The sequence below is a fragment of the Sulfurimonas sp. HSL3-1 genome (assembly GCF_039645995.1).
GTDB classification, from domain to species: Bacteria; Campylobacterota; Campylobacteria; order Campylobacterales; family Sulfurimonadaceae; genus Thiomicrolovo; species Thiomicrolovo diazotrophicus.
On record NZ_CP147920.1, the window covers coordinates 1,551,576 to 1,576,270 of the forward strand.

Annotated in this window: 33 protein-coding genes; 12 read left to right on the plus strand and 21 right to left on the minus strand. The window is 54.3% G+C overall.

Annotated elements, in window-relative coordinates; all coding sequences use genetic code 11:
* Window positions 1–48 precede the first annotated feature (48 nt).
* The 9 genes from WCY31_RS08015 to nifB all read right to left on the minus strand — a co-directional run bounded on the left by WCY31_RS08015 (window position 49) and on the right by nifB (window position 7,482).
* Window positions 49–402, minus strand: coding sequence for a hypothetical protein (locus tag WCY31_RS08015; RefSeq protein WP_231018404.1), 354 nt, complete (start codon window positions 400–402; stop codon window positions 49–51).
* Between the two features lie 101 nt (window positions 403–503).
* On the minus strand, window positions 504–1,409 hold the full coding sequence (gene nifH / locus WCY31_RS08020; RefSeq protein ID WP_345971537.1) for a nitrogenase iron protein: 906 nt from the start codon (window positions 1,407–1,409) through the stop codon (window positions 504–506).
* A 327-nt stretch (window positions 1,410–1,736) separates the two neighbouring features.
* Window positions 1,737–3,245: a GNAT family N-acetyltransferase gene (locus WCY31_RS08025; RefSeq protein WP_345972000.1), complete on the minus strand. Its 1,509-nt coding sequence runs from the start codon at window positions 3,243–3,245 to the stop codon at window positions 1,737–1,739.
* A gap of 2 nt (window positions 3,246–3,247) precedes the next feature.
* On the minus strand, window positions 3,248–3,514 hold the full coding sequence (locus WCY31_RS08030) for a hypothetical protein (protein ID WP_345969287.1): 267 nt from the start codon (window positions 3,512–3,514) through the stop codon (window positions 3,248–3,250).
* A 39-nt stretch (window positions 3,515–3,553) separates the two neighbouring features.
* Complete coding sequence (locus tag WCY31_RS08035; protein WP_231018408.1) at window positions 3,554–3,748, minus strand: CCE_0567 family metalloprotein; 195 nt, start codon at window positions 3,746–3,748, stop codon at window positions 3,554–3,556.
* A gap of 71 nt (window positions 3,749–3,819) precedes the next feature.
* On the minus strand, window positions 3,820–4,047 hold the full coding sequence (locus WCY31_RS08040; protein ID WP_231018409.1) for a FeoA family protein: 228 nt from the start codon (window positions 4,045–4,047) through the stop codon (window positions 3,820–3,822).
* A gap of 12 nt (window positions 4,048–4,059) precedes the next feature.
* A complete protein-coding gene (locus WCY31_RS08045; protein ID WP_345969288.1) occupies window positions 4,060–4,884 on the minus strand; it encodes a GNAT family N-acetyltransferase in 825 nt (274 codons plus the stop codon).
* Entirely contained in the window at window positions 4,875–5,990 is a 1,116-nt protein-coding gene (gene nifV, locus WCY31_RS08050) for a homocitrate synthase (RefSeq protein WP_345969289.1), read from the minus strand. The genes WCY31_RS08045 and nifV overlap by 10 nt, the downstream gene beginning before the upstream one ends.
* A 109-nt stretch (window positions 5,991–6,099) precedes the next feature.
* Window positions 6,100–7,482: a nitrogenase cofactor biosynthesis protein NifB gene (gene nifB, locus WCY31_RS08055; RefSeq protein ID WP_345969290.1), complete on the minus strand. Its 1,383-nt coding sequence runs from the start codon at window positions 7,480–7,482 to the stop codon at window positions 6,100–6,102.
* A 348-nt stretch (window positions 7,483–7,830) separates the two neighbouring features.
* On the opposite strand from nifB, the gene WCY31_RS08060 reads away from it, so the two are divergent.
* From WCY31_RS08060 to clpX, 5 genes are all read left to right on the plus strand, one after another.
* A complete protein-coding gene (locus WCY31_RS08060; RefSeq protein ID WP_345969291.1) occupies window positions 7,831–8,271 on the plus strand; it encodes a hypothetical protein in 441 nt (146 codons plus the stop codon).
* Window positions 8,261–8,743 (plus strand): redoxin family protein, encoded by a 483-nt coding sequence (locus WCY31_RS08065; protein ID WP_345972001.1) that lies wholly within the window; start codon window positions 8,261–8,263, stop codon window positions 8,741–8,743. Before WCY31_RS08060 ends, WCY31_RS08065 begins: the two co-directional genes overlap by 11 nt.
* Complete coding sequence (locus tag WCY31_RS08070) at window positions 8,743–9,609, plus strand: hypothetical protein (RefSeq protein ID WP_345969293.1); 867 nt, start codon at window positions 8,743–8,745, stop codon at window positions 9,607–9,609. The genes WCY31_RS08065 and WCY31_RS08070 overlap by 1 nt, the downstream gene beginning before the upstream one ends.
* Window positions 9,610–9,702: 93 nt before the next feature.
* Complete coding sequence (locus tag WCY31_RS08075) at window positions 9,703–10,299, plus strand: ATP-dependent Clp protease proteolytic subunit (protein ID WP_345969294.1); 597 nt, start codon at window positions 9,703–9,705, stop codon at window positions 10,297–10,299.
* Window positions 10,299–11,525: an ATP-dependent Clp protease ATP-binding subunit ClpX gene (clpX, locus tag WCY31_RS08080; RefSeq protein WP_345969295.1), complete on the plus strand. Its 1,227-nt coding sequence runs from the start codon at window positions 10,299–10,301 to the stop codon at window positions 11,523–11,525. Before WCY31_RS08075 ends, clpX begins: the two co-directional genes overlap by 1 nt.
* Before the next feature lie 166 nt (window positions 11,526–11,691).
* On the opposite strand, the gene WCY31_RS08085 is transcribed toward clpX, so the two are convergent.
* Window positions 11,692–13,698, minus strand: a complete 2,007-nt coding sequence (locus tag WCY31_RS08085; protein ID WP_345972002.1) for a diguanylate cyclase — start codon at window positions 13,696–13,698, stop codon at window positions 11,692–11,694.
* Window positions 13,699–13,910: 212 nt separating this feature from the next.
* Here WCY31_RS08085 and WCY31_RS08090 point away from each other — a divergent pair, with 212 nt between their 5' ends.
* Together WCY31_RS08090 and WCY31_RS08095 are read left to right on the plus strand one after the other, a co-directional pair.
* Complete coding sequence (locus WCY31_RS08090) at window positions 13,911–15,092, plus strand: NifS family cysteine desulfurase (protein ID WP_345972003.1); 1,182 nt, start codon at window positions 13,911–13,913, stop codon at window positions 15,090–15,092.
* Between the two features lie 3 nt (window positions 15,093–15,095).
* Window positions 15,096–15,299, plus strand: coding sequence for a hypothetical protein (locus tag WCY31_RS08095; RefSeq protein ID WP_345969298.1), 204 nt, complete (start codon window positions 15,096–15,098; stop codon window positions 15,297–15,299).
* On the opposite strand, the gene WCY31_RS08100 is transcribed toward WCY31_RS08095, so the two are convergent.
* Window positions 15,300–15,590, minus strand: a complete 291-nt coding sequence (locus tag WCY31_RS08100; protein ID WP_345969299.1) for a helix-hairpin-helix domain-containing protein — start codon at window positions 15,588–15,590, stop codon at window positions 15,300–15,302. It abuts the gene before it with no gap.
* A 315-nt stretch (window positions 15,591–15,905) separates the two neighbouring features.
* Between WCY31_RS08100 and WCY31_RS08105 the strand changes: the two genes are divergently transcribed.
* Complete coding sequence (locus WCY31_RS08105) at window positions 15,906–16,469, plus strand: hypothetical protein (protein WP_345969300.1); 564 nt, start codon at window positions 15,906–15,908, stop codon at window positions 16,467–16,469.
* A gap of 53 nt (window positions 16,470–16,522) precedes the next feature.
* Here the strand turns inward: WCY31_RS08105 and WCY31_RS08110 are convergent, their stop codons facing one another.
* The 10 genes from WCY31_RS08110 to WCY31_RS08155 form a co-directional block, all read right to left on the minus strand.
* Complete coding sequence (locus tag WCY31_RS08110) at window positions 16,523–17,290, minus strand: SDR family NAD(P)-dependent oxidoreductase (RefSeq protein WP_345972004.1); 768 nt, start codon at window positions 17,288–17,290, stop codon at window positions 16,523–16,525.
* A gap of 125 nt (window positions 17,291–17,415) precedes the next feature.
* Complete coding sequence (locus tag WCY31_RS08115; protein ID WP_231018425.1) at window positions 17,416–17,754, minus strand: P-II family nitrogen regulator; 339 nt, start codon at window positions 17,752–17,754, stop codon at window positions 17,416–17,418.
* 67 nt (window positions 17,755–17,821) lie between these two features.
* A complete protein-coding gene (locus WCY31_RS08120; RefSeq protein ID WP_345972005.1) occupies window positions 17,822–19,126 on the minus strand; it encodes an ammonium transporter in 1,305 nt (434 codons plus the stop codon).
* Between the two features lie 197 nt (window positions 19,127–19,323).
* Window positions 19,324–19,674, minus strand: coding sequence for a hypothetical protein (locus tag WCY31_RS08125; RefSeq protein ID WP_345969303.1), 351 nt, complete (start codon window positions 19,672–19,674; stop codon window positions 19,324–19,326).
* Window positions 19,675–19,693: 19 nt separating this feature from the next.
* A complete protein-coding gene (locus tag WCY31_RS08130; protein ID WP_345969304.1) occupies window positions 19,694–19,969 on the minus strand; it encodes a hypothetical protein in 276 nt (91 codons plus the stop codon).
* A 10-nt stretch (window positions 19,970–19,979) separates the two neighbouring features.
* Window positions 19,980–20,375 carry a 4Fe-4S dicluster domain-containing protein gene (locus tag WCY31_RS08135; RefSeq protein WP_345969305.1) on the minus strand — a complete coding sequence of 132 codons (396 nt, stop codon included), beginning with the start codon at window positions 20,373–20,375 and terminating at the stop codon, window positions 19,980–19,982.
* Between the two features lie 80 nt (window positions 20,376–20,455).
* On the minus strand, window positions 20,456–20,833 hold the full coding sequence (locus WCY31_RS08140; RefSeq protein ID WP_231018429.1) for a NifB/NifX family molybdenum-iron cluster-binding protein: 378 nt from the start codon (window positions 20,831–20,833) through the stop codon (window positions 20,456–20,458).
* 176 nt (window positions 20,834–21,009) lie between these two features.
* Window positions 21,010–21,402, minus strand: coding sequence for a 4Fe-4S dicluster domain-containing protein (locus WCY31_RS08145; protein ID WP_231018430.1), 393 nt, complete (start codon window positions 21,400–21,402; stop codon window positions 21,010–21,012).
* 27 nt (window positions 21,403–21,429) lie between these two features.
* A complete protein-coding gene (locus WCY31_RS08150; RefSeq protein WP_345969306.1) occupies window positions 21,430–21,879 on the minus strand; it encodes a TOBE domain-containing protein in 450 nt (149 codons plus the stop codon).
* 10 nt (window positions 21,880–21,889) lie between these two features.
* Entirely contained in the window at window positions 21,890–22,789 is a 900-nt protein-coding gene (locus tag WCY31_RS08155) for a NifU family protein (protein ID WP_345972006.1), read from the minus strand.
* Between the two features lie 79 nt (window positions 22,790–22,868).
* Here WCY31_RS08155 and WCY31_RS08160 point away from each other — a divergent pair, with 79 nt between their 5' ends.
* Genes WCY31_RS08160 through WCY31_RS08175 form a run of 4 tightly spaced genes read left to right on the plus strand, consistent with a single transcriptional unit; the run spans window position 22,869 to window position 24,677 of the window.
* Window positions 22,869–23,264 (plus strand): NifB/NifX family molybdenum-iron cluster-binding protein, encoded by a 396-nt coding sequence (locus tag WCY31_RS08160; protein ID WP_345969308.1) that lies wholly within the window; start codon window positions 22,869–22,871, stop codon window positions 23,262–23,264.
* Window positions 23,257–23,502: a hypothetical protein gene (locus WCY31_RS08165; RefSeq protein ID WP_231018434.1), complete on the plus strand. Its 246-nt coding sequence runs from the start codon at window positions 23,257–23,259 to the stop codon at window positions 23,500–23,502. The genes WCY31_RS08160 and WCY31_RS08165 overlap by 8 nt, the downstream gene beginning before the upstream one ends.
* Window positions 23,503–23,505: 3 nt before the next feature.
* Window positions 23,506–24,150: a hypothetical protein gene (locus WCY31_RS08170; RefSeq protein ID WP_345969309.1), complete on the plus strand. Its 645-nt coding sequence runs from the start codon at window positions 23,506–23,508 to the stop codon at window positions 24,148–24,150.
* A 20-nt stretch (window positions 24,151–24,170) separates the two neighbouring features.
* Window positions 24,171–24,677, plus strand: a complete 507-nt coding sequence (locus WCY31_RS08175; RefSeq protein ID WP_345969310.1) for a hypothetical protein — start codon at window positions 24,171–24,173, stop codon at window positions 24,675–24,677.
* The last annotated feature ends 18 nt before the right edge of the window (window positions 24,678–24,695 follow it).

Sequence of the window (24,695 nt, forward strand, 5' to 3'; positions counted from 1 at the left end):
AATATCCTCCTCTATGTCTTTTAAAGAATCTATAATTTAATAGTTTGCTTACGCTGCCGTAATACGGAACTGAGCCATAGAGTCGAATTTCTTACAAAGGGCCATAGTCTCGTCATCGCCTGCATCGAGACGCTTGGAGAGCTCTGCAATCTGATAGCGGTTTGTATAGATCATGTAGTCAGACTCAGCCGTTGTAGCGTAGTGTACAAGTGCTTTGAACATGAACGTATCTTTGTTCGTATAAGAAAGCTCTTCTTTTTGACCTTCACGGCTTTCCATCATCATTTTAATTTCGCTGACGCTGCCGAAATCAACGCCTGAGTTATCCAGTTTTTCAACAACTTTTTCGTCCGGGATTGAATTCCCCATATCTGCTGGGAAGTGGAAACCAAGAATAAACATAATAATTCTCCTTCTTTGTCTGTTTTTTTCTTTTCATTATGAGAATTTTTATTCCCCCGAAGGGGAAAACGCATCTTTCAACCAAGGAAAGCCAAAGGCGATTACGCTTCTGCAGCCTTACCAACGTTTTCTTCGTCAGCCTCTTCTTCAAGACCGTATTTCATCAGAAGGTCTTCGAGGTCGTCCATCTCGAGCGGAGTCGGGATGATTTTCATGTCGTTCGCGATGATTTTGCGAGCAAGTTCTTTGTACTCAAGAGCTTGGTCAGACTGCGGGCTGTATTCAACAACAGTCATACGGCGAAGTTCAGCGTGCTGAACGATGTTGTTACGCGGTACGAAGTGAATCATCTGAGTGCCGAGGTCTTTAGACAGTGCGATAGCAAGGTCATACTCTTTGTCAGTCATACGAGCGTTACAAACCAGACCAGCAAGGCGAACGCCACCAGTGTTTGCATACTTCAGAATACCTTTAGAGATGTTGTTAGCAGCATACATTGCCATCATCTCACCAGACATAACGATGTAGATTTCCTGAGCTTTACCTTCACGGATCGGCATAGCGAAACCACCACAAACAACGTCACCGAGAACGTCGTAAGAAACGAAGTCAAGACCTTCTTCTTCGTAAGCGCCTTCTTCTTCGAGGAAGTTAATTGCAGTAATAACACCGCGTCCTGCACATCCAACACCCGGCTCTGGTCCGCCAGACTCTGTACAGTTGATCCAACCGCCCGGTGCGTCAGGAGCAAAAATACCTGCACCCGGTTTCATTGCATCTTCGAGTTCAAGGTCCTCAACAGTACCCATTTCAGCAGCAAGCTGCAGAATTGTAGACTGTGCTTTCTCGTGAAGGATCAGACGAGTTGAGTCCGCTTTCGGGTCACAACCAACGATCATGATGTTCTTATCAAAGTAGTGAGCCATAGAGGCCAGAGTATTTTGGGAAGTAGTAGATTTACCAATCCCACCTTTACCATAGAATGCGATTTGACGAAGTTCAGCCATTTTTTTCTCCTTGTAGATGTACTTCGCCGTAGTTGGTGCATGATGCGTTCCCGGTTTTTTCAGCGACAATTCCTGACATTTCTGAAAAATACGCACAACAATAGGAAAAAGAGACAAATTTGTAAGAATAGGATTTGCAGCAGCGCCGACATTTTGTCGTAAAACGCTCGAAAGCACCTAAACAAGGGGCTTTGAAGGGTTTTTCTACTGAAAGGAATTCTCAAAATCAGGAACGACATACGAACATCAAAATTGTCGTAAAGAGGACAAAAATTGTCGCAGATGCGACAAAGTGTGTGTAAACCCCCTAAACAGGGGCTTTGAAGCTTAAATATTATTTTTAAAATGAAAGACGGTGAGATTGGTGCGGCGAAAACCGCGCCGGGTGTAGAAGTGCAGTGCGTTTTCATTGTCGATATCCGCGGCGAGTTGGATGCGTTTGTAGCCGTACGACTGTGCCATGAAACGCATTTTGTTGATGAGACGGCTGCCCACACCCATCTTACGGTACTCCTGTAACACGACGAGGTCCTCGATCTGTCCGACAAAATCCCCCTCGGCGCTGGAGATGAGACGCTGCATCGTCAGCATGCCGACGACCTTCCCCTCGTGACGCGCGACAAGCAGGTCGGTCCCTTCGTGGGTGTAGAGTTTCGCGATCCCCGAGAGCTGCTTGTCGAAGTCGATCTCGAAATCCTGTTCGATCGCGAAAAGCACCCCCAGCAGTCCCGCCATATGCGGCAGGTCCGCCTCCGTTGCAGGCTCGATTGTGATCCCCGTTTTCATATTGATATCGCAGATCTCCGGGTGGAGCACTTCGATGACGAGCTTCGCATGTTCGTTCAGCGGATTGTCGCCGATATAGAGCGACTGCAGGTTCTTCATATTCGCCAGCGCTTCGGGAAGATCCACGATAGCGTTACCGTCGATATCGAGTTCGTACAGTTCGGCATAGCGGCTGATCGATTCGGGCACCTCGGCAATGGCGTTGGAGGAGTAGCACAGAGACCCCAGGGCGGTCGACGGCACCATCGGGAATGCCGTCAGCCCGCAGCCGTCGCAGGAGAAGGCCCGCAGATAGGGAGCAAAGTCGTCCGCGATCTCCAACGAAGCGAGCGCATTATCGTCGAGCGTCAGCACCTCGAGCTCCTCCAGCCCGTGTAAGGCGATGTGGCGGAGACGGTTCGAGGCGAGATTGACCGATTCGACCCCCAGGGTGAAAAAGGCCTTGTCGATCGTCTCGATGCGGTTGTCGGAAAGATCCAGCTCCAGCAGGGAACTGAAGTACGCCGCCTCCGGCGGGACACTTGTGATCAGGTTGCCTTCGAGGTTCAGCCGTTCGACGGACGTGAGCTGGGCCGGCATCGCGGAGATATCATTAATGTAGTTGGTCGCGAGGTTGAGGGTGCGGAGTTCGTTGGGTACGCTCAGACAGCGCTCAAAACTTTCGAGAACGTTGCCGCTGAGATCGAGGACCCGGAGCGTCGTGCAACGGCTCAGTTCTGAAACGTCGCCGATGCGGTTCCCGCTGAGGTTGAGCGAACGGATCGGGGACATGCCCAGGATGGCCGGAACGGCCGTGAAAACGTTGCGCCGAAGATCGACGTTGCTCAGTTTCGTCATCGACGCCATGGAATCCGGCAGGGATGAAAGCTTGTTGTTGCCCAGATTGAGCGCGACCAGTTCGCTGAGCAGTCCGAACGCTTCGGGCAGCTGCTGCAGGGAACGGCTGCTGAGATCGAGGCGCTTCACCTCAGCGGGCGCTTTGATCTCCGATGAAATGGCCCGCTGTTCCATCAGCCATGCGCGCAGTGTCTCCCATTGCCTTTCGGGCATACTCACTCTCCTTCCGCCAAACGGCGTATCCGCTCGAGTCGCTGTTCAATGAGGTGTTCGATCTCTTCAAAATCATAGGTACCGAACTGGTTCATATCGTACAATTTTACCAGTGCCGCGCGGCAACAACTCTTATTGCATTCGGTCACAAGTTTTTTTGCTTTTTTAAATGGGAGGGAGGTATTTTGAAAGATGTCGATGGCCTCGGCCACGTTTTTTTCGCCGCATTCGCAGATCTCCATCCGGAGGATCTCTTCTTTAGTGCGCATGATTAGCCTCCGCAGGACAGGCGTCCATGGCGGGGAGGATCAAAGACCGTTTTCAGTCTTGAACGTGTTGGCTTCTTCGACGGCAACACGAAGTTTTTCACTCAGTTCCGGCATTTTGACATAATCGGTCCAGAGCGTATCTTCGACGATATCGTGGATCTCAGAAGCGATCTCGACCGCCAGACGTTTGCGTTTGGCCAACTCTTTTTTCAGTTCTTTTGCATCAGCTGACATTCTATCTCCTTGTTCGAGGTGGTTCAGGCCCCTCTGCAAACACGACCGAAATCGTCTTTGCAAAGAGGCCCTCAGGCCACTTTATGGACCTCGATCAGGGCAGCTTCCTCTTTGCGGAGACCTACCAGGGTACGATTGATCATCACCTGGACGGTGCTTTTGAACCAGCCGAAATGCTTAATGCTGATCTGCGCATTCGGCATCAGGCCCATTGCCAGCAGGCGTGCACGCAGTGCACCGTGGACGTTGATGGCGTCCACCGCTGCTATTTCACCGACTTTCATCTGCAGTAAACACATTCCAGGCTCCTTTTAAAGTGAAAATGCGTATATATTTTCGAACTTAATCGTATTGCCGCCCTTGCTCATATGGACGAACTTCTGTTGTTGCTTGAAGTGGTACTTCTCATACAGGTCCACGACCGGCTTCACGCCGAGGGGAACGTCGGCAAAGACTTTTTTGAGGCCCCGGAAATAGAGGACCCCTTTCATCATCTTCTCCGCTTCATCCTCATGCCCTTCACGGACCTGCCAGGGGCCCAGATAGACATGGCGTGCGTTCACGACGCTGGAGTGCTGGAAGGCATTGGGCAGCGTGAACTTGAGTGAGCTTGTGCGCTCCATCTCGTCCATGAGGAAGTCCAGACGGTTCTCACCGAAGGTCTCATGGTCGATGACGGAGATGGCGGACTCGAAATTGCCGCCGTCAAGCTCTTTGGCATGGGCATTGGTGAAGTTGAACGGCGGTACCTTGCCGACATTGATGAAACGACCCACTTCGATATTGGATTCAAAGCCGTGGGCTTCGAAAAACGGCACGAGGTCCGGATTGGCATGGAGATAGATTTTGCGGAAATCGTTCTCCAGTACCGTCAGAAGCGTCTTGAAAAGGCGGGTGCCGATTCCCTTCTTCTGATACTCCGGGCGTACCATGAAATATTTCATCTGTGCCGTTTCGGAAAAACCGATGGACATAATCGCCCCGACAAGCTTGCCGTCTTCATAAGCACCGTAACACAGATGCGGCGAGTGCATCATCATCAGTTTGATATGGTATCCGTCAGCGAGCCAGCCTACCGTATCGGCAATCTTGACCAGTTCACTGACGTCTGCGAATTTGAGCCATCCTATGAACATTGGCTCTGCCTGTAAAGAGATACGAGCTCCATGTCGTCAAGGACCTGCTTTCGTGACGTGACGATTTCGCGGATCCGTGGCAGCAGTGAGTGCAGCGCACTCTTTTCGGCAGTAATACCAAGCTGTTTGAGATGGTACATGACCGTGCCGGTTCCCGAATGTTTGCCGATGGGGAAGGCGCGAAGCCCCCCGACCTCTTCGGCATCAAACGGTTCGTAGGCACGGCTGTTTTTCATCATACCGTCGGCATGAATACCGCTCTCATGAGCAAAAAGGCGCTCCCCGATAATGGGAGCATTCGGCGCGATGGTCACGCCCGCCGCCTCGGCGACGATGGCGATGAGCGAACGCATCTGCATCGCGTCGATATGACGCGCGTCGCCGTAGAGATGCTTGAGGGCCATCGAGATCTGCTCGAACGAAGCGTTGCCCGCCCGTTCGCCCAGTCCGATAACGGTTGTATTGACGCTCTGTGCACCGGCATCGAGTCCGCTGAGCGCATTCGCATTGGCAAGACCGAAATCATTGTGCGTGTGCATTTCGATCGGAAGGAGATTGAGGGAAACCAATGCTTTGATGGCTTCATAAGTGCGCGTCGGTGTCAGAATACCGACGGTGTCGCAGTAGCGGAAACGGTCAGCACCGAGCGCATGGCCCAGCTGCATCACTTCGGCAATAAAGGAGAGATCGGCACGGGAGCTGTCTTCGGCTCCGATGCAGACATAGAGTCCTTCGCGTTTCGCGGCCAATATGACTGCCTCGAGTTGCGAAAGCATCCGTTCCTTGTCACCGCCGAACTTGACGTCGATCAGAATGTCAGAAACGGGAATGGAGAGGTCAACGGCCGGCACGCCGCATTCAAGCGATGCCTCAAGATCACGCATCGTCGCACGGTTCCAGGTCATCATCCGTGCACCCAGCCCCAGGGCCAGAAGCTCGCGGATGTCTTCTTGTTCGCGCGTTCCCATCGCGGGAATACCGATTTCGAGTTCATCGGCGCCGCACGCATCAAGCGCGCGGGCGATCGCTATCTTTTCAGCGGTGTTGAACGCCACATAGGGCGCTTGTTCACCGTCACGTAACGTCGTGTCGTTGATAAAAGCCATTTCCATCCTTCACCTTCGTCAATTCGTCTCATCTGACGCAAATGCGAAAGCATTTTCTGCTTGTTAGCGGCCTTCCGCTGTTTCCCGCCGAAGCGGGGAGAGCGATTGCTTAGTTCGCTTCCATCTCCTCGGGGAGATTGAAGTATTTGCGTGTTGCTTTCAGGACGGAAGCTTCCATCGGCTGATAAGCGTAGCTCATGTCGGCGACGAGGCCGGCAGCTTTGAGGTCATCCTGCGGACAACCGCCGATCTTCGCCGTGAGGATCAGCTTACAGTCTTTGAGTTTTTCAACAATAGCGTCGATCGGGTTCGTGCCATCCGGACCTGCACAGTACTCATAGTCGAGTTTGCGGTGGTGGATGAAGCGGATACCGAGGTCGCCTGCTTCGTAGATGAGGAACTCTTTGACAGAACCGAAGTGCTGGTTGATCATACCTTCGCCCGCTGTCGTAACGGCAACGAGGATCGTCTGACCGTCAGAACTGAGGTCTGCTTTCTCTTTACGGACACGCTCGTTCGCTCTGTCAAGGAAGAAGCGGAACTCTTCGATCTTGGCGTGCGCCTCTTTGCGTCCTTCAACGTTGTAATGCTCTTCGAGTGCGTCGAAGCTCATTTCTGCGAAGCGTTCTTTCGTGAATTCCGCACCGCGGTCTTCACCGATCAGACCGACGGCATCTGCGCGGCACTGGCGGCAGTGCTGCATCAGTTTCATATCCATACCGCACGCTTCTTGCACTTCCATCTGCTGCTGGTCAGTCGCAGACGGAACACCGTCGAGGGCGAATTTCGTACCGAACTCCGGCTCGGAGATGATCGGCATGATGTTGTGGAGGAAGACACCGATCTCTTTCAGTTTCTTGGAAACTTCCGGCAGGTGCTTGTCGTTGATACCCGGGATCAGAACGGAGTTCGCTTTGATGAGGATACCGTGTTCAACACACTTCGCCATACCTTCGAGTTGCTTCTCGAGCAGGATGCGTGCCGCTTCTTTGCCGTAGATACGTTTGTTGTTGTGGTAGATCCACGGATAGATTTTCGAACCGATCTCACCTGTTTCGTCGACAGAGTTGATCGTGACCGTGATGTGGTCAATGTCATATTTGACCATTTCGTCAACGTAGTCCGGCAGGGCAAGACCGTTCGTAGAGAGACAAAGTTTCAGGTCAGGCGCTTTTTCGCGGACCATTTCGAATGTCTTGAATGTTTTTTCCGGGTTGGCGAGGGCATCCCCCGGTCCGGCAATACCAAGAACACTCATACGCTGAACTTCACCGCCGACGAACATAACCTTCTTGACGGATTCTTCCGGCGTCAGGCGTTCGCTTGTAACCCCAGGACGGCTCTCGTTGGAACAGTCGTATTTACGGTTACAGTAGTTACACTGGATATTACATGCCGGTGCAACCGCAACGTGGATACGTGCGTAGTGGTGGTGGGCTCCTTCAGAGTAACATGGGTGATCGTGGACCTTTTCTGCAATATCAGCTGGCAATGCTGATTCTGTTGGGCTTGAACCGCAGCTCATTTTAGCTCCTTTAATAGATGTATAGGTTTGACGAACCTGACCTTGCATCATGTAGCTACAATCATATTCTGCTGCCAATGTTGCAAACCCTATTCCAGCCCTTTTCCCCGTGTTGGGGCTACCACCACCGACAATCTCGACAATTTTGTCCCCTCACCCCACACCATATTGCACCGCAACATTATTAAATAGCAACTCATACACAAAGGCGTATTTCCGTCTAATCCACGGCGGGCGGGGAACTCCCGACTGGAACGCATCTTGCAATTTACGCTGCAAGTACGCCTGATTCCGGGCGACGGTAAAGGAAAACCTATGAAGATCGCTGTCCCGTTCAATCAACAGCTTGAGCTCTATCGCGATAACCCTTCGACCGCCCCGAAATTCGGTATTTATGAAATCGTTATGGAAAAGAGCCGGGTCGGTATCTCACTGCTGAGCGTCGAGATGAACCCGTGGTGCAAAACGGCGTGCGGCCTTTTTGACACCTCTTCGACCACGTGCACCTGCGATGAAGAGCGTCAAAAAGACATCCGCCATATCACCGAACACTATGCCCTGCTTGAAGTGCTCGCCGGCTGCAGCTACCTGCTGGCCGACCGTTTCTGCGACAACACCAAACGGGCATTGACCAACGGCGGCATCCACCTGTTCAAATTCCCCTCCGTCATCCGTACGACGGAGAACGCCATCAAAAATTTCATCATAGGAGCTTCGCTTGCAAATACAGTTGAACACGTCTACTATGCGTCTTGAAGAGCAGCCGCTTGACATCGGGTACGCTTCCGAAAAGGTCATGCTCAAAGCCCCGGACGGTACGTCACAGAGCGTCGGGGGACAGGACGGCAAGACCCATCTGATCGTAACGGTCCCTTTTATAGATGACAACTGCATCGCCGAACTGCAAGCCATCGGCAAGGCCCTTCCGAAAGCCGACGACGTCACCGCGTCGCTGATCGTCGCCGCGACCTCCCACGAGGACCCTAAGGTCGAAGGCTTCCGCTTCCTGCTTGACAGCGACGAAGAGTTCGCCGACTGGTACGGTGTCCGCCTCAGCGGTGAGCCCCTCGACGGGGAGCTGACCAAGGCCCTGTTCATCATCTCCAAGGATGGTGCACTCTACTATGATGAATTTGCCAAGAACCTGCATGATCCGTTCAACGCCGAAACGGCCGTACGGAAAGTCTATGCTGCGCAGGAATGCTATACCGGAAAAGGATGCCACTAATGAGCGAAACAATGACAACAACAGAGACCAAAGACTACAGTGAACTGATCGAAACGATCAAGAAAGAGATCCGCAACCAGACGACCGTCCCCTATTTCGGGCTGGGAATCTTCAAAGGCATCACGACCAAAGAGGGTGAACAGATGCCCTTTGACTCGGATTCTATGATCCTGATGATGAACAACGGCCGTGCCATGAGCCCGCGTCTGATGTTCGAATACTCCCGCGCCGCCATGCACCTGGAACAGCGCCGGGGCGTCGACTACATCCAGCAGATGACCAACTGGATCTATACCAAGGAGTTTGAACCGACGCCGCTGCACAAGGCGATCCTCAACATGTCTCCGCGCTTCATCATCGACACCAACCGCGATGCCAAGCTGCAGGAGATGCTCGCCTTCGAACCGCACACGCTCATTATCGGGAAGTCCCGTATCCTTGACAACGACTACCGCTACGAGATCTACGAGTGGGATGTCGAGAACAAGAAGTACTTCCAGGTAGACGAAGAGGCCCTCGACGACGCCCAGAAGATTATCTTCAAGCCAATGGGAGCACCGCTGCCGGAGCCGAGCTTTGTCATCTCCGACGCCGACTACGTCGACTGGCTCACCGAGGCGATGGGCGGTTTTGCCGTGCCGTCCGTGCTCAAAACCTACCGCAAGACGAAAAAGTACCTCTTTATGGGTACCTATTTCGACCGCGACACCGACCGCATGGTCGCCAACGAACTGACACACGATCTCGAGGGCGGTTACTTCATTAGTGACCAGGAGCTCGGAAAGAAAGAGAAAAAGTTTGTTGAAAAACACAACCTCGAACTGATCGAGATGTCTCTCGAAGCCTTTACCGAGGCCTTTATCTAAACAATATACACCTGCCCCATGCGGGGCAAACGATACTCAATCTCGAGCGATCGCTTAGCGGGATGACGCGGCGAAGCCACACAAAGGAAACTTATGCCATACATACCAACCGTAAAAGACAGAACCCCCCGGGGCGAACGCTATTTTGACCTTTTTTCCAAACTGATGGGCGACCGTGTCATCATGATCACCGAACCGATTGACGACCACATGATGGGGATTATCGTCTCCCAGCTGCTTTATCTTGAAGCCGAAGATTCCGAAGAGCCGATCCACATGTATATCAGTTCTCCGGGCGGTTCGGTCATGGCGGGCCTCGCCATCCTTGACACCATGCAACTGATCAGCGCGCCGGTCTACACTTACGGTCTGGGCATGGTCGCATCGATGGCTGCCGTTCTCTTTACCTGCGGCGAACCGGGGCACCGCTACGTGCTCCCCAACGCTGAAGTGATGATCCACCAGCCCCTGGGCGGTGCGCAGGGCCAGGCCAGCGATATCGAGATCCAGGCCAACCACATTATCAGCCTCAAAAAACGGCTCTACAAGATCCTCGCCGAAGCGACCGGCGCGACAGTCAAAACCATTGAGAAAGCCAGCGATCGGGACAACTACTTCATTGCTGAAGATGCTATCAAATTCGGTCTGGCGGACCAGATCCTCAATGCTATTACGAAAAAGGAAGTCTGATGAGTACCAAAGAAGAAAAAACATGTTCGTTCTGCGGGCGTAAGCAGAGCGAAGTGAAAAAAATGTTCTCTTCTGAGAACACCAATATCTGTAACGAGTGTGTCACGACCTGTTCGAACATCCTGCAAAAGGAAGTCCGCTACGAACAGCAGGAAAAACTGCACCAGGAGCTGCCGAAGCCCGCGAAAATCGTCGAGTTCCTCGACAAGTACATTATCGGTCAGGAGGACGCGAAAAAAGTCCTCGCCGTCGCACTGTACAACCACTACAAGCGGATCGAAAACCCTATCTACAATAATGTCGAACTGGAAAAATCGAACATCATGCTGCTTGGACCGACGGGAAGTGGTAAGACGCTGCTCGCCAAGTCCCTTGCCAAGATCATGAACGTCCCCTTCGCCGTCGCCGATGCCACGGCCCTGACCGAAGCAGGCTACGTCGGCGAAGACGTCGAGAGCATCCTCTCACGCCTCCTTGCCGCGGCCAACTACGACATCGAAGCCGCCCAGCGCGGGATTATCTACATCGACGAGATCGACAAGATCGCCCGTAAAAGCGAAAGCGCCACAATGGGCCGCGACGTCTCCGGCGAGGGTGTCCAGCAGGGTCTGCTCAAGATCCTGGAGGGCAGCGAAGTCTACGTCCCGGTCAAAGGGAGCCGTAAAAACTCCACAACGGAGACCGTCCTCTTCGACACGACGCACGTCCTCTTCGTCTGCGGGGGCGCCTTCGTCGGCCTCGTGCCGGATAAGCATACGAAGCGCACCAATAAAGTCGGCTTCGCGAAGGTTCAGAAGAGCGAGATGGCTGCCGACTTCAAAGTCGACCAGCGCGCGCTGGTCCACTACGGTATCATCCCCGAGTTCATCGGGCGTATCCCGGTCATCGCGCAGCTGCGCGAACTGACCAAGGATCAGATGGTCCAGATTCTCCAGGAACCGGACAACGCCCTGATCAAACAGTTCCAGGCGCTCTTCGAGATGGACGGTATCACCCTCGAGTTCGAAGAGAAGGCCCTCGAAGCGATCGCCCAGCAGGCGATCGACAAGGGTGTCGGCGCCCGCGGTCTTCGCGGGATCATCGAAGAGGCGATGCTGCCACTGCAGTACAGCTGCCCCTCAAGAGAGAACCTCGAGAGTGTCACGATCACCGAGGCGGTCGTCGCCGACCCGACAACCGAACCGATCTATACCTTCAAAAAAGAGGACGAGAGCGCCGAGGCGTAATCCCTCTCTTCGCTCCCTATACCTTCAAGGGAGCACACCCTCCAATCCCGGATTTCCAGACACTCCTTTCTGATTATTCAACTCGCAACGAGCGTATTATAGAGGAAAGTTTTGTATGCATCTCCGGCGGCTAAAACGGCAAACCCCTTCAACATGAGGAAGAAGCCTAAGCGGAGACGACCCGGTTGCGGCCGGAGCGCTTTGCGGCATACATGGCCGCATCAGCCGCTTCGAGCAGTTTGACCGGACTGCCGGTACTTTTCGAGAGGCTGGCGACACCGATACTCACTGTCAGAAAAAACTCCCCTTCACCCCCCGTCATATAGGGCTCCCCTGCGATCTCGCCGCACAGACGCTGTGCCAGCTCCATCGCTTCATCATGTGAAGATTCGGGCAGAATGATTACGAACTCTTCGCCGCCGTAACGGGCAGTCATGTCCGTTTTACGCATCGTTTTTTTCAAAATGTCCGCCACCTTTCGCAGCGCCATATCCCCGATCTGATGACCGTAGGTATCGTTGATCTTCTTGAAATGGTCGATATCGAGCATAAAGAGCGACAGCGGGTGGTTGTAGCGTTCCGCCCTGCCGACCTCGGCACTCAGCTGTTTTTCCAGCACGTGGCGGTTGTACAGCCCGGTCAGGGCATCGTGCCGCGCCGAATACTCCAGCGCCCGTTCCATCCGCCGGTATTCGGTAACGTCACGGACGATCCCAAGCACCCGCTCCTCCTCACCGATCATGATGGGAGTGGCGGAGATCTCCGCCAAAAAGACAGTGCCGTCTTTGCGCCGCAGCTTTTTCTCCCGCCGGGACGGTTGGCGTGTCCTGATGATCCCCGGGAACATCTCCGGTTCCTGGCCGGGGGGCAGCAGGTCGAACACATGCATCCGGCTGAGTTCGCTCTTCGAGTAGCCGACGAGTTCCGTATAGGCGTTATTGACCATAATGAAATGCCCACTCCTGTCCACCAGACCGATCCCGTCCATGCTCTGTTCCACGACCGCGCTCAACAGTGCCTCGCGGTCTTTCAGGGTCTGCTCATACTTTTTGCGGTCCGTAATGTCATAGATCGTCCCGATGGACCGGACCGGCGTACCCTTCGCATCATAAAAAGTCTCGCCGCTTTCGAGGACATATTTGACCCTGCCGTCGCGCAACAGCAGACGGTGTTCGATTCTGTAGGGCGTATGACGGCTGACCGACTCCTGGTAGGTCCGGTCGACCAACGACCTGTCGTCGGGGTGTATAAAGTGTGCGAACAGCTCATAGGAGACGTCGTAATCGTCCCGATCGATTTCAAAAATCGGGTACACTTCATCCGACCAGGTTAGCGCGTTCGTTTCGAGGTTGAGTTCCCAGCTGCCGAAGTGCGCCAGGCTCTGCGCCTCCTGAAGTTTGCGCTGGGATGTTTCAAGGTTCTGCGTACGCTGCTCCACAAGGTACTCTAGTTTTTGCCGGTCAAGTTTATTGCGTTTGACGAGATAGCGGTAGATAAAAAGGTTGATAAAGATGTATCCGACAATGACCCCGAACATCACATATTCAAAAAAGGCGAGTTTGGCGTTCAGGGCATTGAAAATCCCCTCGATCCTGTCGTTGAGCAGGCTTAGAAAGTCGTCGATGGGATTCATAATCTTCTGCTTGGCCTCATAATAGGCCTTGGAATGCAACAACGCGATGGCCCTCTGCCGGTCGGGTTCCGCCCGGACCGTGTACATCCCCTCGGCATCCTTGAAACGCCCTTCCGCAGCGTTTATCGCCTCGATCTCCAGCTTGACAATCTCGTTTAAGTTGGCTTCCGCCATTGTCAGTTTTGCGGTTTCTTCCGGGGAAAAGGGGAGTTCCGCAATGATGGCATCCATGGATTTTTTCTCCCCCGGCGGATGCTTGCGTTCTCTGTCCTCTTTCGACAGGTCCCAATAGACCTTGGCATACCCTTTGGGTCTGGGCGCCATGCCGTTGCGGATATCCAGGGTCGTGTAGTAGCGATGTTTGAATTCGGGGTCTTTCGTCACAACATAGGAGCGTGCGAAATGCGTGAGGTCGTCGGAGGTCTGCCGCAGTTCGTCGGCGGTGACCAACATCTGTTTGGCATCAAGAATCTCCTGTTCCATCCGCACGTGGAGTGTCCCGGCCTTATAAAAGATAGCCGTTACAATACCGATCATCATGATTTCACTTAAAATAATAAAAAGATTATTTTTTGTTCCCATAATATATCTATTATAGCAGAGTCGGGGGATGGGCCGCAATCAAGATGGCCTATCGACCCCTCGACACGAAAAAAATCCCCCTTTTTGCGTAGCGAACGCTTTTGCACCCTCTTCTCGAACGGATTTTGCATTCTACGGGGCATTAACACCCAAATTACGAGGAACATTCAATGCGCGTTTATCTCGACAACAATGCCACTACCAAGATCGACCCTCTGGTCAAAGTCAAAATGCAGCCCTTTTTCGAGGACCTCTTCGGGAACCCGAACTCCCTGCACCTGTACGGGATGGAAGTCCGCCCCCACCTGAACAAAGCGATGGGCAAGATGTACGACGCCCTGAATGTACCGGACGAAGATGACATTCTCATCACCTCCTGTGCAACAGAGAGCAACAACACAGTTCTCAAAGGGATCTACTTCAAGCATATTCTGAAAAACCCGGAAAAGAACCATATCGTCACGACCTCTGTCGAGCACCCCTGTATCCTCGATACCCTCCACTTCCTGAGCGACTACGGTGTCGATGTCACCTACGTCGACGTGGACGAGAACGGCGGTGTCAGCGCCGAAGCGATCAAAGCGGCTGTCACCGACAAAACCGTCCTCATCTCCATGATGTGGGCCAACAACGAAACGGGGATGATCTTCCCGGTTGAAGAGGTCAGCGCCTTTGCCAAAGAGAACGACATCCTCTTCCACAGCGATGCCGTCCAGGCCATCGGCAAACTGCCGGTAGACCTGACAAAAGTCAATGTCGACTACCTCACCTTCTCCGCGCACAAGTTCCACGGTCCCAAAGGGGTCGGCGGTCTCTACGTCAAAAAGGGCAAGCAGCTTCCCAACCTGTTGCACGGCGGTGAGCAGATGGGCGGTAAGCGCGCCGGTACACTCAATGTCGCCTATATCGTCGGGATGGGCCTGGCGATGGAACAGGCTGCAGGCCACGTTGATAAGATGAACACGGAAGTCCGCCGCCTCCGCGACAAGCTTGAAGATGCCCTGGCGAAGATCCCCGACACCATCATCGTCGGGCCGCGTGACAAACGCACGCCGAACACCGTCCTTATCTCCCTGCGCGGGATCGAAGGTGAAGCGATGCTGTGGGACCTCAACCGGGCCGGCATCGCCGCATCCACCGGTTCGGCGTGTGCTTCCGAGTCCCTCGAAGCCAACCCGATCATGAGCGCCATCGGCGAAGACCCGGAACTGGCGCATACCGCCATCCGCCTCAGCCTTTCACGCTTCACGACCGAAGAGGAGATCGACTACGTTATCGATGCCTTCACCAAAGCGGCGGAGCGCCTGCGCTCCATCTCCTCTACATACGGTTACAAAAGCGAAGCGGGCTGAGAAATGCGTTACCTGATAAACGTTCGCGTCGACGGGACGAAAAAGCGCACCTATCCCGTCGATGCGGCGGATGAGACACAGGCCAAAGAACGCCTGCTGCTTCGTCTTCCTCCGCACCAGCGCGAGACGCTTATTGTCGACGAAATCAAGATCGACCCCGCATCACTGGTCAACGCCGATCCTTACGGGATCTTCGGCGAAGAGTGATCAGTCGCGCTGCTGCATCGCCTTGCGCTGCGGCGTATAGGCCCACCACACTTTTGCCTCTCCCCCGTTCATAAAATCCGTAATCGACATAAATACATCCAGGACACAGGGATCCTGTTCCGAACCCGTCAGCTCGCAGAGTATGCCGTAGAGTTCAACCGGGTCCTGCCCGACAAGCTGTTCGGGACGGTTGATCCCGATCCGGCGAAGATCACCGGCCAGCGAAGGCCCGATGTTTGGCAGATCCGTCAACGTTCTCGTCGTTTCGCGCTTCACTTTATCCGGGTGCATAGGCGTGTTCCCTTTCACTGGGGCTTGGGGAACGGGTAGAAAAGAAGGAGAGATACCGCAGGGTTTTCGCAGCTTACCCGCTCCCTTTGCAGTATAGATATTCACCAGCATAGCAATAAACATTTTAAGATGTGCTAAATTTAGTTTTTTTATATTTACATAAATTACTAAATTAGAAAGAAAATTTCAGTAATGAAAGGAATCCCAGAGTGATCCGAACATCAACGTCAACAGGAGAGAGATAATCTTAGCCGCAAAATCATAGAACACAACTTGCATCACGACGGCCATATCACAATATAAGGATGACTCCCTATGTCAACAGTACAGGACTTCATTTACGGGAACAACCTGCAGTGGCAGGCTTCTTTCAGCGAGAAAACGGACAAATACGATTACGGCTACCGCGGCAGCCTCGTCATTACGCCGGGCAAGGTACTCTCTGCCGACAAGCAGCTCCCGCCGAAAGCGACCGCAACACAGGTTATCCTCGTCAGCAACAGCGACAAAATCGACTTCATCGCCTGCGAACTGGAAACCTTCGATTTCTTCGAACCGTTTGTTGAACAGTACAAAGAGGTCCTTTCCACCGACGGTCTTTATATTCTCTTCGTCACCGACCTCGACGCCGACGGCAAGTTCGAGTACGAGGGCTTCACTTTTTACGCCTTCTCACTGGACGAAAGCTCCGTATGGAACGAACTGCTCGACCATGCAGATCTCTCCAAGGGCGACCTGAAAAAACTCGGTGCCGGCGAAAAGATCGATACCGTCTATGACGAGATCAAGGTCACAACACTGCGCATCGCCGACAAGAGCTATGACGACGTCAAAGCGGCGAAAAGCGGCGAAGGTAGAGTCCTCTTCGGCGCGGTCTGATCGCACCGCCCTCCGGGGCATCCCCTCTTCAACTTTTCCCTCTAGACCTTTTCCTACCCGTCCCGGCTTAATACATAAGGATTGCGCTGTGCCGTCGGCATGATGAGCACATCCTGGATGTTGACGTGTGCCGGCGCCTGCAGCATGTAGAGGGCCAGATCGGCGATGTCGTCGGCATGCAGCGGTTCGTACCCTTCGTAGACGGCATCGGCCCTGCGCATGTCACCGCCGAAACGGGTCGCGGAGAAATTCGTCTCAACCGCCCCCGGTGCGATGTTGCCGACCCGCACGGCCGTTCCGTCTAGGTCGATGTTCATCGCCTCCGTCAACGCGTGCACGGCCGACTTGGTCGCACAGTAGACATTGCCGCCCGGGTAGGTCATCTTTCCGGCGATAGAGCCGATATTGAGGATATGCCCGCCATTGCGACGGCGCATCTGCGGGATGACGGCGCGGCTGACATAGAGCAGCCCCTTGACGTTCGCATCGATCATCTCCTCCCATTCGTCGGCATCCCCTTCATCCAGAGGTGAGAGCCCGAGCGCCAGACCGGCGTTGTTGATCAGGATATCGACGGCGCTCTCTTCCAGCAGGGCGCCCATGGCCGCCTCGACTGCATGCCGGTCGCGGACATCGAATGTCACGGTATCGATCGTGACGCCGTGCTCGGACAGTGCCGTTTTCAGCGCATCGAGCTTTTCCTGGCTGCGCCCGTGCAGCACCAGGTCCGCACCCGCCGCGGCCAAACGCCGAGCGCACGCCTCGCCTATGCCCGATGTTGCCCCGCTGACAAAGGCTCTTTTCCCTGTTAATGATTTCACGATTGACTCCCGGAATATGATGGGGACAATCTATCGGTTTTGAGGTGAAAAGGGGCTAAAAAAGGGGAGGTATGTCTAAAAGAGTGGAGAGGGAAAAAGGCGGGAGTTCCCCGCCGGTGAAAAGGTTATACCGCTTCGGAGCCGGATTCGCCGGTACGGATACGGATAATTTTTTCGATATCGCTGATGAAGATCTTACCGTCACCGATCTTGCCGGTGCGGGCCGCTTCGACGATCGTATCGACGACCTGGTCGACCGATGCCGCTTCGACGACCATCTCCATTTTTACTTTCGGCAGGAAGTCAACGACGTACTCCGCACCGCGGTAGAGCTCGCTGTGCCCTTTCTGGCGCCCGTACCCTTTGACTTCGCTGACCGTCATACCGGTAATACCGATCTCAGCCAGTGCATCCTTCACATCCTCAAGCTTGAACGGCTTGATGATCGCTTCTACTTTTTTCATTCTGACAATCCTTTTTGTGCTTTGTATTGTAACACTGTTCGGAAGCCGAGGCTCCCGAGCCGTTCAATTAGAGGTTGAACCCGCGCTCGCCGTGGATGGATTCGTCCAGACCCATTGTCTCTGTCTCTTCGTCAACGCGTGCACCGCCGGTGATCGCAGAGGAGATCAGGTAGACAATGACCGTACCGACCAGGGTCCACAGACCGACGATCAGGACAGATTCGAACTGCACAAAGAGCTGACCCATACGGTCGCCGCTTGCTTTGAGCGGACCGTCCCAGAGGAGGTCCTGATCGTTCAGAGCGAAGATACCCGTTGCGATCGCACCCCACAGACCCGCGAGGAAGTGGATACCGAACGCGTCGAGGCTGTCGTCGTAGCCCAGTTTCTTTTTCAGGATCGCCACACCGAAGAAGCCGATGAGTGCACCGACGATACCGACGATGAAGGCACCGCCGACACCGACGAAGCCGGCTGCCGGCGTGATCGCGACGAGACCGGCAACGATACCGGAAGCGACACCGAGCAGGGTCGGTTTCTTGAACATGAACCATTCAATCAGCATCCAGGTGACACCGGCAGCTGCCGTAGCAATGGTCGTTGTCAGAACCGCCAGGCCTGCAACAGCGTTCGCACCGAATGCGGAACCGCCGTTGAAGCCGTACCAGCCGAACCAGAGGATCGCCGCACCGGCAGCGGTGAGGATAATGCTCGCCGGTTTCATGGCTGTCTTAGGATAGCCTGCGCGCTTGCCGAGCATGATTGCCAGGACCAGACCGGCCAGACCGCCGTTCATGTGGACAACCGTACCGCCGGCGAAGTCAAGGGCACCCTCATCGAAGAGGTAGGCACCGTCGCCGCCCCATACCATGTGCGTGATCGGTGCGTAAACCACCAGGCCCCACAGGACAACGAAGAGCATCCATGTTGAGAACTTCATACGCTCGATCGCGGAACCGGATGCGATCGCAACGGTGATCGCTGCAAACGTACCCTGGAACGCGATGAAGACGAAGGTCGGGTAGCTGCCGGAAAGGTCAGACCAGTTGATACCGGAAAGGAAGACGTTCCCGAAGCCGCCGAACACGTTCTGCAGTGCCGCGCTCTCGTTCGCGCCGAAGGCGATGGAGTAGCCTGCAATGACCCAGACCACAAACGCTACCACGAACGCACCCATTACCATTGCATAGGTATTAAGTACATTCTTTGTACGCGTCATCCCGGCGTAAAAGAGTGCCAGACCTGCCGGCGTCATCAGCAGTACGAACGCTGTTGACACCATCATCCAGGCCGTATCACCTGTATCGAGCGTATCCTCTGCCAGCGCCAGCGTCGGCAGAAGCATCATCATGGACAAAAGCCACTTCTTCATTGGTTAATCCTTTTTTCGCAGCCTTGACTGCGGAAGTTTCATGAAAATGGTATACAATTTTGTCGGCTTTTTGCTCTCTTGTTGTGATTATTTTTTAGGCAATAAGGAAAGAACACCGCCTGGCAGGTGGTGGCTCTGAAGGCTGTAGTCGTAGTGGTAAAGGGCCAAAAGGCCCTGTGGAAGGGTCCGGGGTGCGCCTACGCCGCTTCGTCGGCAGAGAGCCGCGCGCGGATCGACGCTTTAAAAGCTTTCATCTTCGGACGCGTGATGGCATCCATGGCCGACTCGCGCAGCGGTTTGATCGCCGCGGCGATCTCATCGCTCAGCGCGGAGCGTCCCTGGAGGATCAGCGCGTGCGCGTCTTCAGCGAACATCGCACTGCTTTTATCGGGCACAAGGTCGTAGAGCGCCATAAACAGTGCACGCTGTCCCGTACCCATTTTGCACGTATCGTCCGAGATCTTAAGGGCCACCGTAATAGCGCAGTCGATTTCGAAAGGCGAAAGCGCGGCGGCGATTTCAGCCAGACGGTTTTTATCAAAGTTCATAAGGCATCCGATGCTTCCTTTAGCAGCTTTCGCATTGTGCTATACCGAGACGGCCGAGCAGGTCGGCGAAAAACTCGCCGCCGTCACGGTCGTACTCGTCGTGAAACTCGATATAGATCGATGCATCGCTGAAGTGATTTAGGCTGGGGGAGATACCGCGCTGCTGCGACACGGAGTCGATCGTATCGAGAATCCGTGACTTCACGCTCTCGGAACCGTCAAATTCGATCTGCAGTCCCTGATAACGCTCTTCGCGCTGGTGAAAGGCCCGAATGGGCACAGGGTTTACGGCCATTGGCAGTGCCTCAACCCGCCTCGTTCAGCTCTTCTGGCTCTTCCTCGACCAGTCTGCCGACACCGCGGTCTTCAACCGGGATGTCCTCGCGGAATTTCTTTTTACGGAAAGACGGCGTTTTGAGCTTGCCGTTCTTTTCGCCGAGTTTGTAGATCTCTCCGTTGAGGAAATGCTCTTCGAATTCCGGTGTGAACGGCATGTCCCAGGTAATCGTACCGATGCTCGGGCAGATCGCGGCACACTGCGGATCGTCGTAGATCCCGACACACTCAACACACTTTTCAGGCTGGACGTAGTAGCGCTTCTCGCCGGTAGGGTTATCCGAATCGTCTACAATCGCATTGACCGGGCAGACTTGCAGACAGGCGTCGCAGGTGATACATTTGTCATCAATAATTACAGCCATAATTTATCCTTTAAGGTTTGTTGTGGATTTGATCCTTGTGAAACCTCCGTCATCCCGGGGGTTTTAGAAGAAGCAAAGCCTCAGGCGCTGCGCTGAGCACCTTTGTGGAAAATGCGCAGCAGCCACAGGGGCGGCTGCGTATTCAGCATCTCGTGGATCTGGTCGATCGCGCCCTGGAGCGCTTCACCCTCCTTGACCTGCACGGGGTGAATCCCCGCAGCCTGGACCATCTTGGATGCCTTCGGACCGATCTGGGTGCAATACAGAATATCCGCCTCTTCGATCGTGCCGATCTTGTAGTTGAGTTTCGCCACTTCTTCCTCAGGCTCGTCCGAGCTTTCAATAACTTTGAGCAGCGTCGCGCTCTCCTTATCGACCTCGTACAGATGGAAGGTTTTGGACCAGCCGAAGTGCTGATCGATCTTTTCGCCCGTGGATGAAGCAAATGCGATTCTCATGATTACTACCTTTTGTGTATGATGCGAGAGGAAGCTATCCGCTTCACCGTAAAGCGCCTTTCATGTGTCAAACACCCTCTCCCGCCGAAAAGGTGCTTGACACATGAAAGCTAAGACATACCAGGGTTCACTCTAGGGTGACCCCGGTGTTAACGTCGTGTTTCGGACGCTACGAATTAGAACGAGTCAGAGACGTTGGCGTGGCCTTCGCGCACGTCCATACCGATCTCATCCATGAACTTCTGTTCTTTGACTGACGGAAGCATCAGCCCTTTCTTTTTGTGTTCGCGGATCTTGTAGGTACCGTCTTCGTTCCCTTTGGAGTAGTACTCTTCGAAATCAACGGTAAAAGGCATATCCCATACGATAGAACCTTCGGTCGGGCACGCTTCCGCACAACGCGGCGCATCCGCATGGCCGACACACTCAACACACGTCTCCGGCTTCACATAGAAGCGCTCGTCGTCGTAGGGGTTCTTTTCGTCACCGTTGCTCAAGATTGCCGCGACCGGACATTCCGGTGCACAAGCGTCACAGTTGATGCACTCATCCGTAATCATTACTGCCATTTGTTTCTCCTGTTAAAAGTATGCTCTTTACGGTGCAACTTTCGTTCCTGCACGCTTCTTGAAACTGTCTACTGTCATTGGGACCACATCGGGTTCCAGGTGGATGTCGACGCCGCGCAGCAGCATCGTCGCGTCGCAGCCGACCTCGAGCCCCAGCTCATGACACGCCTTCTCCGTGATCAGCGATACGACCGTGCCGATATCGCTCTCAAAAGTGAGTTCGCAGAGCGAATCCTTGCTGCGGATCTTTTTCAACGTTCCGGGAATGCGGTTTTCAATGGAGACCTTGCCCGGGCACTCTTTGCTGACGCAGACCGACGCCTCCTGGAAGGAGAAGCAAACCTTGTCCCCCACCCCGGCCCAGACAGGGGTCTTTGTTTTGATGAGACGGATCTGGGTCTCGTTGCATTGAAGCGTGATGTACGTAACGATGTCCGTGCGTTCGATATCGGTAACGACTGCGGCTATCTTGTTCATCCCGCGCTCCCTACATCAGGTAAAGGACGACATTTTTGTCGATCAGCTCCTCGAAAGCGTCGAGCAGCATATCCGCCGTCGAGGTTGAACCGAGGTGACAGCCCGAGCAAGCGCCCAGGTAGTTCAACCAGATCTGCGGCGTCTCCCCCGGCACGTAGTTGAGCAGTTCGATCCCGCCGCTGTCGGCTTCGAGTGTCGGGCGGATCTTCTGGTCGATAACCTGCATGACCAGCGTAATCTGTTTTTCCACCGGCAGACTGCGGAACGGCTTGTTCAGCACCGTCGCCAGTTCCTTGTTGCTGACGTAGGTGACAACTTCCTGCGCCCGCACATTGTTATTGTGCGCGGCGGTAATCAGGTAGCGCATCGCTTCGGCCTTCTCGCCCGCTTCTTTGAGGAGCATGCCCGCTTTGAACTGGGCGTCGACATGCCCGATATCGGCTGCCTGCTTGAAATAGGTAAGCGCATCCTTCTCATTGGGCGTACCGTCGAGCCCTTTTTCGAAGATCTGCGCCAGGCTCATCATCGCATGCATGCTGCCCTGCTCGGCCGCCTTTGCAAACCACTCTTTTGCCGCCTCGATGTCGCGACCGCATCCTTTGCCCTGCATCGCCATGACGCCCAGGTTCACCATCGCATTGGCATCCGCTTTTGCCGCCGAATCGACAAAGAGGTCATACGCCTCTTTATACTGTTTCGCCTCGTAGGCACTGACTCCTGCTTCGAATGTCGTCATTATCTGCTCCTCCTGACTTTGAAAATAGGCTTCGAGCCGTTCATATGCATCCTCTTCGGCCTCCTCGAAGGTATCGCCGATTCCTTTGATCTCCGGGAACTCGACGAACTGGGCAACGCAGCCGTCCCCCTCCTCGTTGGAAAAACCGAAATAATCAAGTGCATACTTTTTCATAGCCAGCCTTATGCAAAGAACGTTCCAGAAGTATGGAACATTTTTTGCAATATAAGGAAAAATCATCTAAGGAGGCGACATGATCGCTATACCGGTGGACAAGGCGTCAATGGATGCCACGTCATCGAAACTTTTCGGAAATGTTCAGGCATTCGCCCTTTATAATAATGATGAAAAGGCATTCCGTTTCATTCCGAACGGCGGCCAAGGAGACGGTGTCAAAACCGCCAAACTGCTTGCCGATCTCTCCGTAACCTCCGTCGTCTACTCTTTCATGGGTAACGGCCCCTACGGCGTTCTGGAAGCGGAAGGCATCGGCGTCTACTACCTGGGGAAAGAGCCGCTGGCGCTCTCCACCATCGTCGAAGGTCTGGCGACGGAAAACTACGTCAAGGTTGTTTCCGAAAACGCGCAGACCTACCTCGATCCGGGCACGGCGTCGGGAGAATGCGGATGTGGATGCAGCCATGACTGAGATCATTACCAAAGAGATGCACGAAATCCGCGGCCTGATCGCACAGACCGTCGCCAAGCGCAATGCGCTCAAGGCGGAGATGCAGGAGTGGTACGAACGCTTCCCCAACGAACGCTTCGGCAAATTCAAGGACCTGATCGCCGTCGACGGCGTTCTTTCCCAGCTTGATTCACACTACAAGCAGCTCTGGGACTTCCACAACGCCCGCACCGAACCTGTGCAGAAAAAGGCAATGTAAGGTATGCCGGAGTACAGCAAGGCCAGTAAGGCCCGCGTGCCTGATGAGACCTCTGAGTACAGTGAAAAAGGGCGGCTGAGGGCCGCAGGAGCACAGATCGACCGCTACCGGATCATCCTGGACAAGGACAACTTCCAGCCTGAAGAGCCCCACTGGCGGCGCATCAGCAAAAACACCGTCAGTCTTTTCCAGGTCCTCATCGACCAGGACCTTCACGAGCTTGTCATGGTGCTGGAACACTACCCCCGCTACATCGAGTGGGTCTGTGAACACTTCCGCTACGCCTACAGTTACAGCGAGAACGAAGCGAGCATCGACGCCGCGTCCCGGCTCCTGGAGCTGGGAGAGCCCTTTTTCACCAAGCAGTTTGTCCGCAACCTCGTACGCAAGCTCCCGCGCCTCGATGCCATGGAGCTCGAAGCGCTCAAAACCTTTGCCGAAACGGTTGCGGCACAGCACGGGCAGTGGCATCCGATCATTACGAACCACTATTGCGACGCCATCGGAGAGAGCGTCGAATCCCGTAAACTGCATCCGCTGCAGCGCCTGGCCATCACCGGCAAGATCGCGAACATTGCACGGATCGACACCTTCGAGTACGACGCCGAAGACCGCGACGCCGTCCTCGATATCCCCTACATGAATTGAATTGAAAAGAAAGGTTACCCATGGATAAAGAAACTATCAAAGAAGAACTGCTTAAACACGCGCGCAACGCTTTTGAAACCGCTTCCACCCTGCGCGAGAACGAGCGCATCGAGGTCTACCTGCACGACGGCATCGCCAAGACCTCCGATGTCCTCGACGACAGCGACGAGATCGTCTACGGCGACAACCGGGTGCTCTGCTACCAGGTCCAGGGATACGACTACCTGGAGGGGGAGATCAAGACGTGGATCGACTATGCACGCGTCATCCCCCAGCCGACCGACGACGACACACCGCTGCCCGAACCCACCGACATCGAAAAGTCGATCCGCGAGCTCATCACCGACCTGGCAAAACCCAAAGGAGTGAGCCCCGACGACATCAGCTCCTTCGAGGTCTTCGCCAACCTGCCGATGGACCTCCTGGGAACGATCGAACAGCAGATCATCGAGTACTGGTGGAGCGCCGAAGAGGAAGAGAACGGCAAGAAGCTCGCCCTCGCACAGATCGAAGAGGCATTGGCCTAGATATTCAACGCCGTCCGG

Coding starts and splice junctions, on each gene's coding strand:
- WCY31_RS08030 (WP_345969287.1), bottom strand. CDS start 3,514: ATGCGCACTAAAGAAGAGATCCTCCGGATGGAGATCTGCGAATGCGGC.
- WCY31_RS08160 (WP_345969308.1), top strand. CDS start 22,869: ATGATCGCTATACCGGTGGACAAGGCGTCAATGGATGCCACGTCATCG.
- clpX (WP_345969295.1), top strand. CDS start 10,299: ATGAGTACCAAAGAAGAAAAAACATGTTCGTTCTGCGGGCGTAAGCAG.
- WCY31_RS08140 (WP_231018429.1), bottom strand. CDS start 20,833: ATGAGAATCGCATTTGCTTCATCCACGGGCGAAAAGATCGATCAGCAC.
- WCY31_RS08100 (WP_345969299.1), bottom strand. CDS start 15,590: ATGCACCCGGATAAAGTGAAGCGCGAAACGACGAGAACGTTGACGGAT.
- WCY31_RS08175 (WP_345969310.1), top strand. CDS start 24,171: ATGGATAAAGAAACTATCAAAGAAGAACTGCTTAAACACGCGCGCAAC.
- WCY31_RS08135 (WP_345969305.1), bottom strand. CDS start 20,375: ATGGCTGTAATTATTGATGACAAATGTATCACCTGCGACGCCTGTCTG.
- WCY31_RS08025 (WP_345972000.1), bottom strand. CDS start 3,245: ATGCCCGAAAGGCAATGGGAGACACTGCGCGCATGGCTGATGGAACAG.
- WCY31_RS08125 (WP_345969303.1), bottom strand. CDS start 19,674: ATGAACTTTGATAAAAACCGTCTGGCTGAAATCGCCGCCGCGCTTTCG.
- WCY31_RS08085 (WP_345972002.1), bottom strand. CDS start 13,698: ATGATGATCGGTATTGTAACGGCTATCTTTTATAAGGCCGGGACACTC.
- nifH (WP_345971537.1), bottom strand. CDS start 1,409: ATGGCTGAACTTCGTCAAATCGCATTCTATGGTAAAGGTGGGATTGGT.
- WCY31_RS08095 (WP_345969298.1), top strand. CDS start 15,096: ATGCGTTACCTGATAAACGTTCGCGTCGACGGGACGAAAAAGCGCACC.
- WCY31_RS08145 (WP_231018430.1), bottom strand. CDS start 21,402: ATGGCAGTAATGATTACGGATGAGTGCATCAACTGTGACGCTTGTGCA.
- WCY31_RS08060 (WP_345969291.1), top strand. CDS start 7,831: ATGAAGATCGCTGTCCCGTTCAATCAACAGCTTGAGCTCTATCGCGAT.
- WCY31_RS08130 (WP_345969304.1), bottom strand. CDS start 19,969: ATGGCCGTAAACCCTGTGCCCATTCGGGCCTTTCACCAGCGCGAAGAG.
- WCY31_RS08035 (WP_231018408.1), bottom strand. CDS start 3,748: ATGTCAGCTGATGCAAAAGAACTGAAAAAAGAGTTGGCCAAACGCAAA.
- WCY31_RS08150 (WP_345969306.1), bottom strand. CDS start 21,879: ATGAACAAGATAGCCGCAGTCGTTACCGATATCGAACGCACGGACATC.
- WCY31_RS08090 (WP_345972003.1), top strand. CDS start 13,911: ATGCGCGTTTATCTCGACAACAATGCCACTACCAAGATCGACCCTCTG.
- WCY31_RS08165 (WP_231018434.1), top strand. CDS start 23,257: ATGACTGAGATCATTACCAAAGAGATGCACGAAATCCGCGGCCTGATC.
- WCY31_RS08115 (WP_231018425.1), bottom strand. CDS start 17,754: ATGAAAAAAGTAGAAGCGATCATCAAGCCGTTCAAGCTTGAGGATGTG.
- WCY31_RS08075 (WP_345969294.1), top strand. CDS start 9,703: ATGCCATACATACCAACCGTAAAAGACAGAACCCCCCGGGGCGAACGC.
- nifV (WP_345969289.1), bottom strand. CDS start 5,990: ATGGCTTTTATCAACGACACGACGTTACGTGACGGTGAACAAGCGCCC.
- WCY31_RS08120 (WP_345972005.1), bottom strand. CDS start 19,126: ATGAAGAAGTGGCTTTTGTCCATGATGATGCTTCTGCCGACGCTGGCG.
- WCY31_RS08040 (WP_231018409.1), bottom strand. CDS start 4,047: ATGTGTTTACTGCAGATGAAAGTCGGTGAAATAGCAGCGGTGGACGCC.
- WCY31_RS08015 (WP_231018404.1), bottom strand. CDS start 402: ATGTTTATTCTTGGTTTCCACTTCCCAGCAGATATGGGGAATTCAATC.
- WCY31_RS08065 (WP_345972001.1), top strand. CDS start 8,261: ATGCGTCTTGAAGAGCAGCCGCTTGACATCGGGTACGCTTCCGAAAAG.
- WCY31_RS08105 (WP_345969300.1), top strand. CDS start 15,906: ATGTCAACAGTACAGGACTTCATTTACGGGAACAACCTGCAGTGGCAG.
- WCY31_RS08045 (WP_345969288.1), bottom strand. CDS start 4,884: ATGTTCATAGGATGGCTCAAATTCGCAGACGTCAGTGAACTGGTCAAG.
- WCY31_RS08170 (WP_345969309.1), top strand. CDS start 23,506: ATGCCGGAGTACAGCAAGGCCAGTAAGGCCCGCGTGCCTGATGAGACC.
- WCY31_RS08070 (WP_345969293.1), top strand. CDS start 8,743: ATGAGCGAAACAATGACAACAACAGAGACCAAAGACTACAGTGAACTG.
- WCY31_RS08155 (WP_345972006.1), bottom strand. CDS start 22,789: ATGAAAAAGTATGCACTTGATTATTTCGGTTTTTCCAACGAGGAGGGG.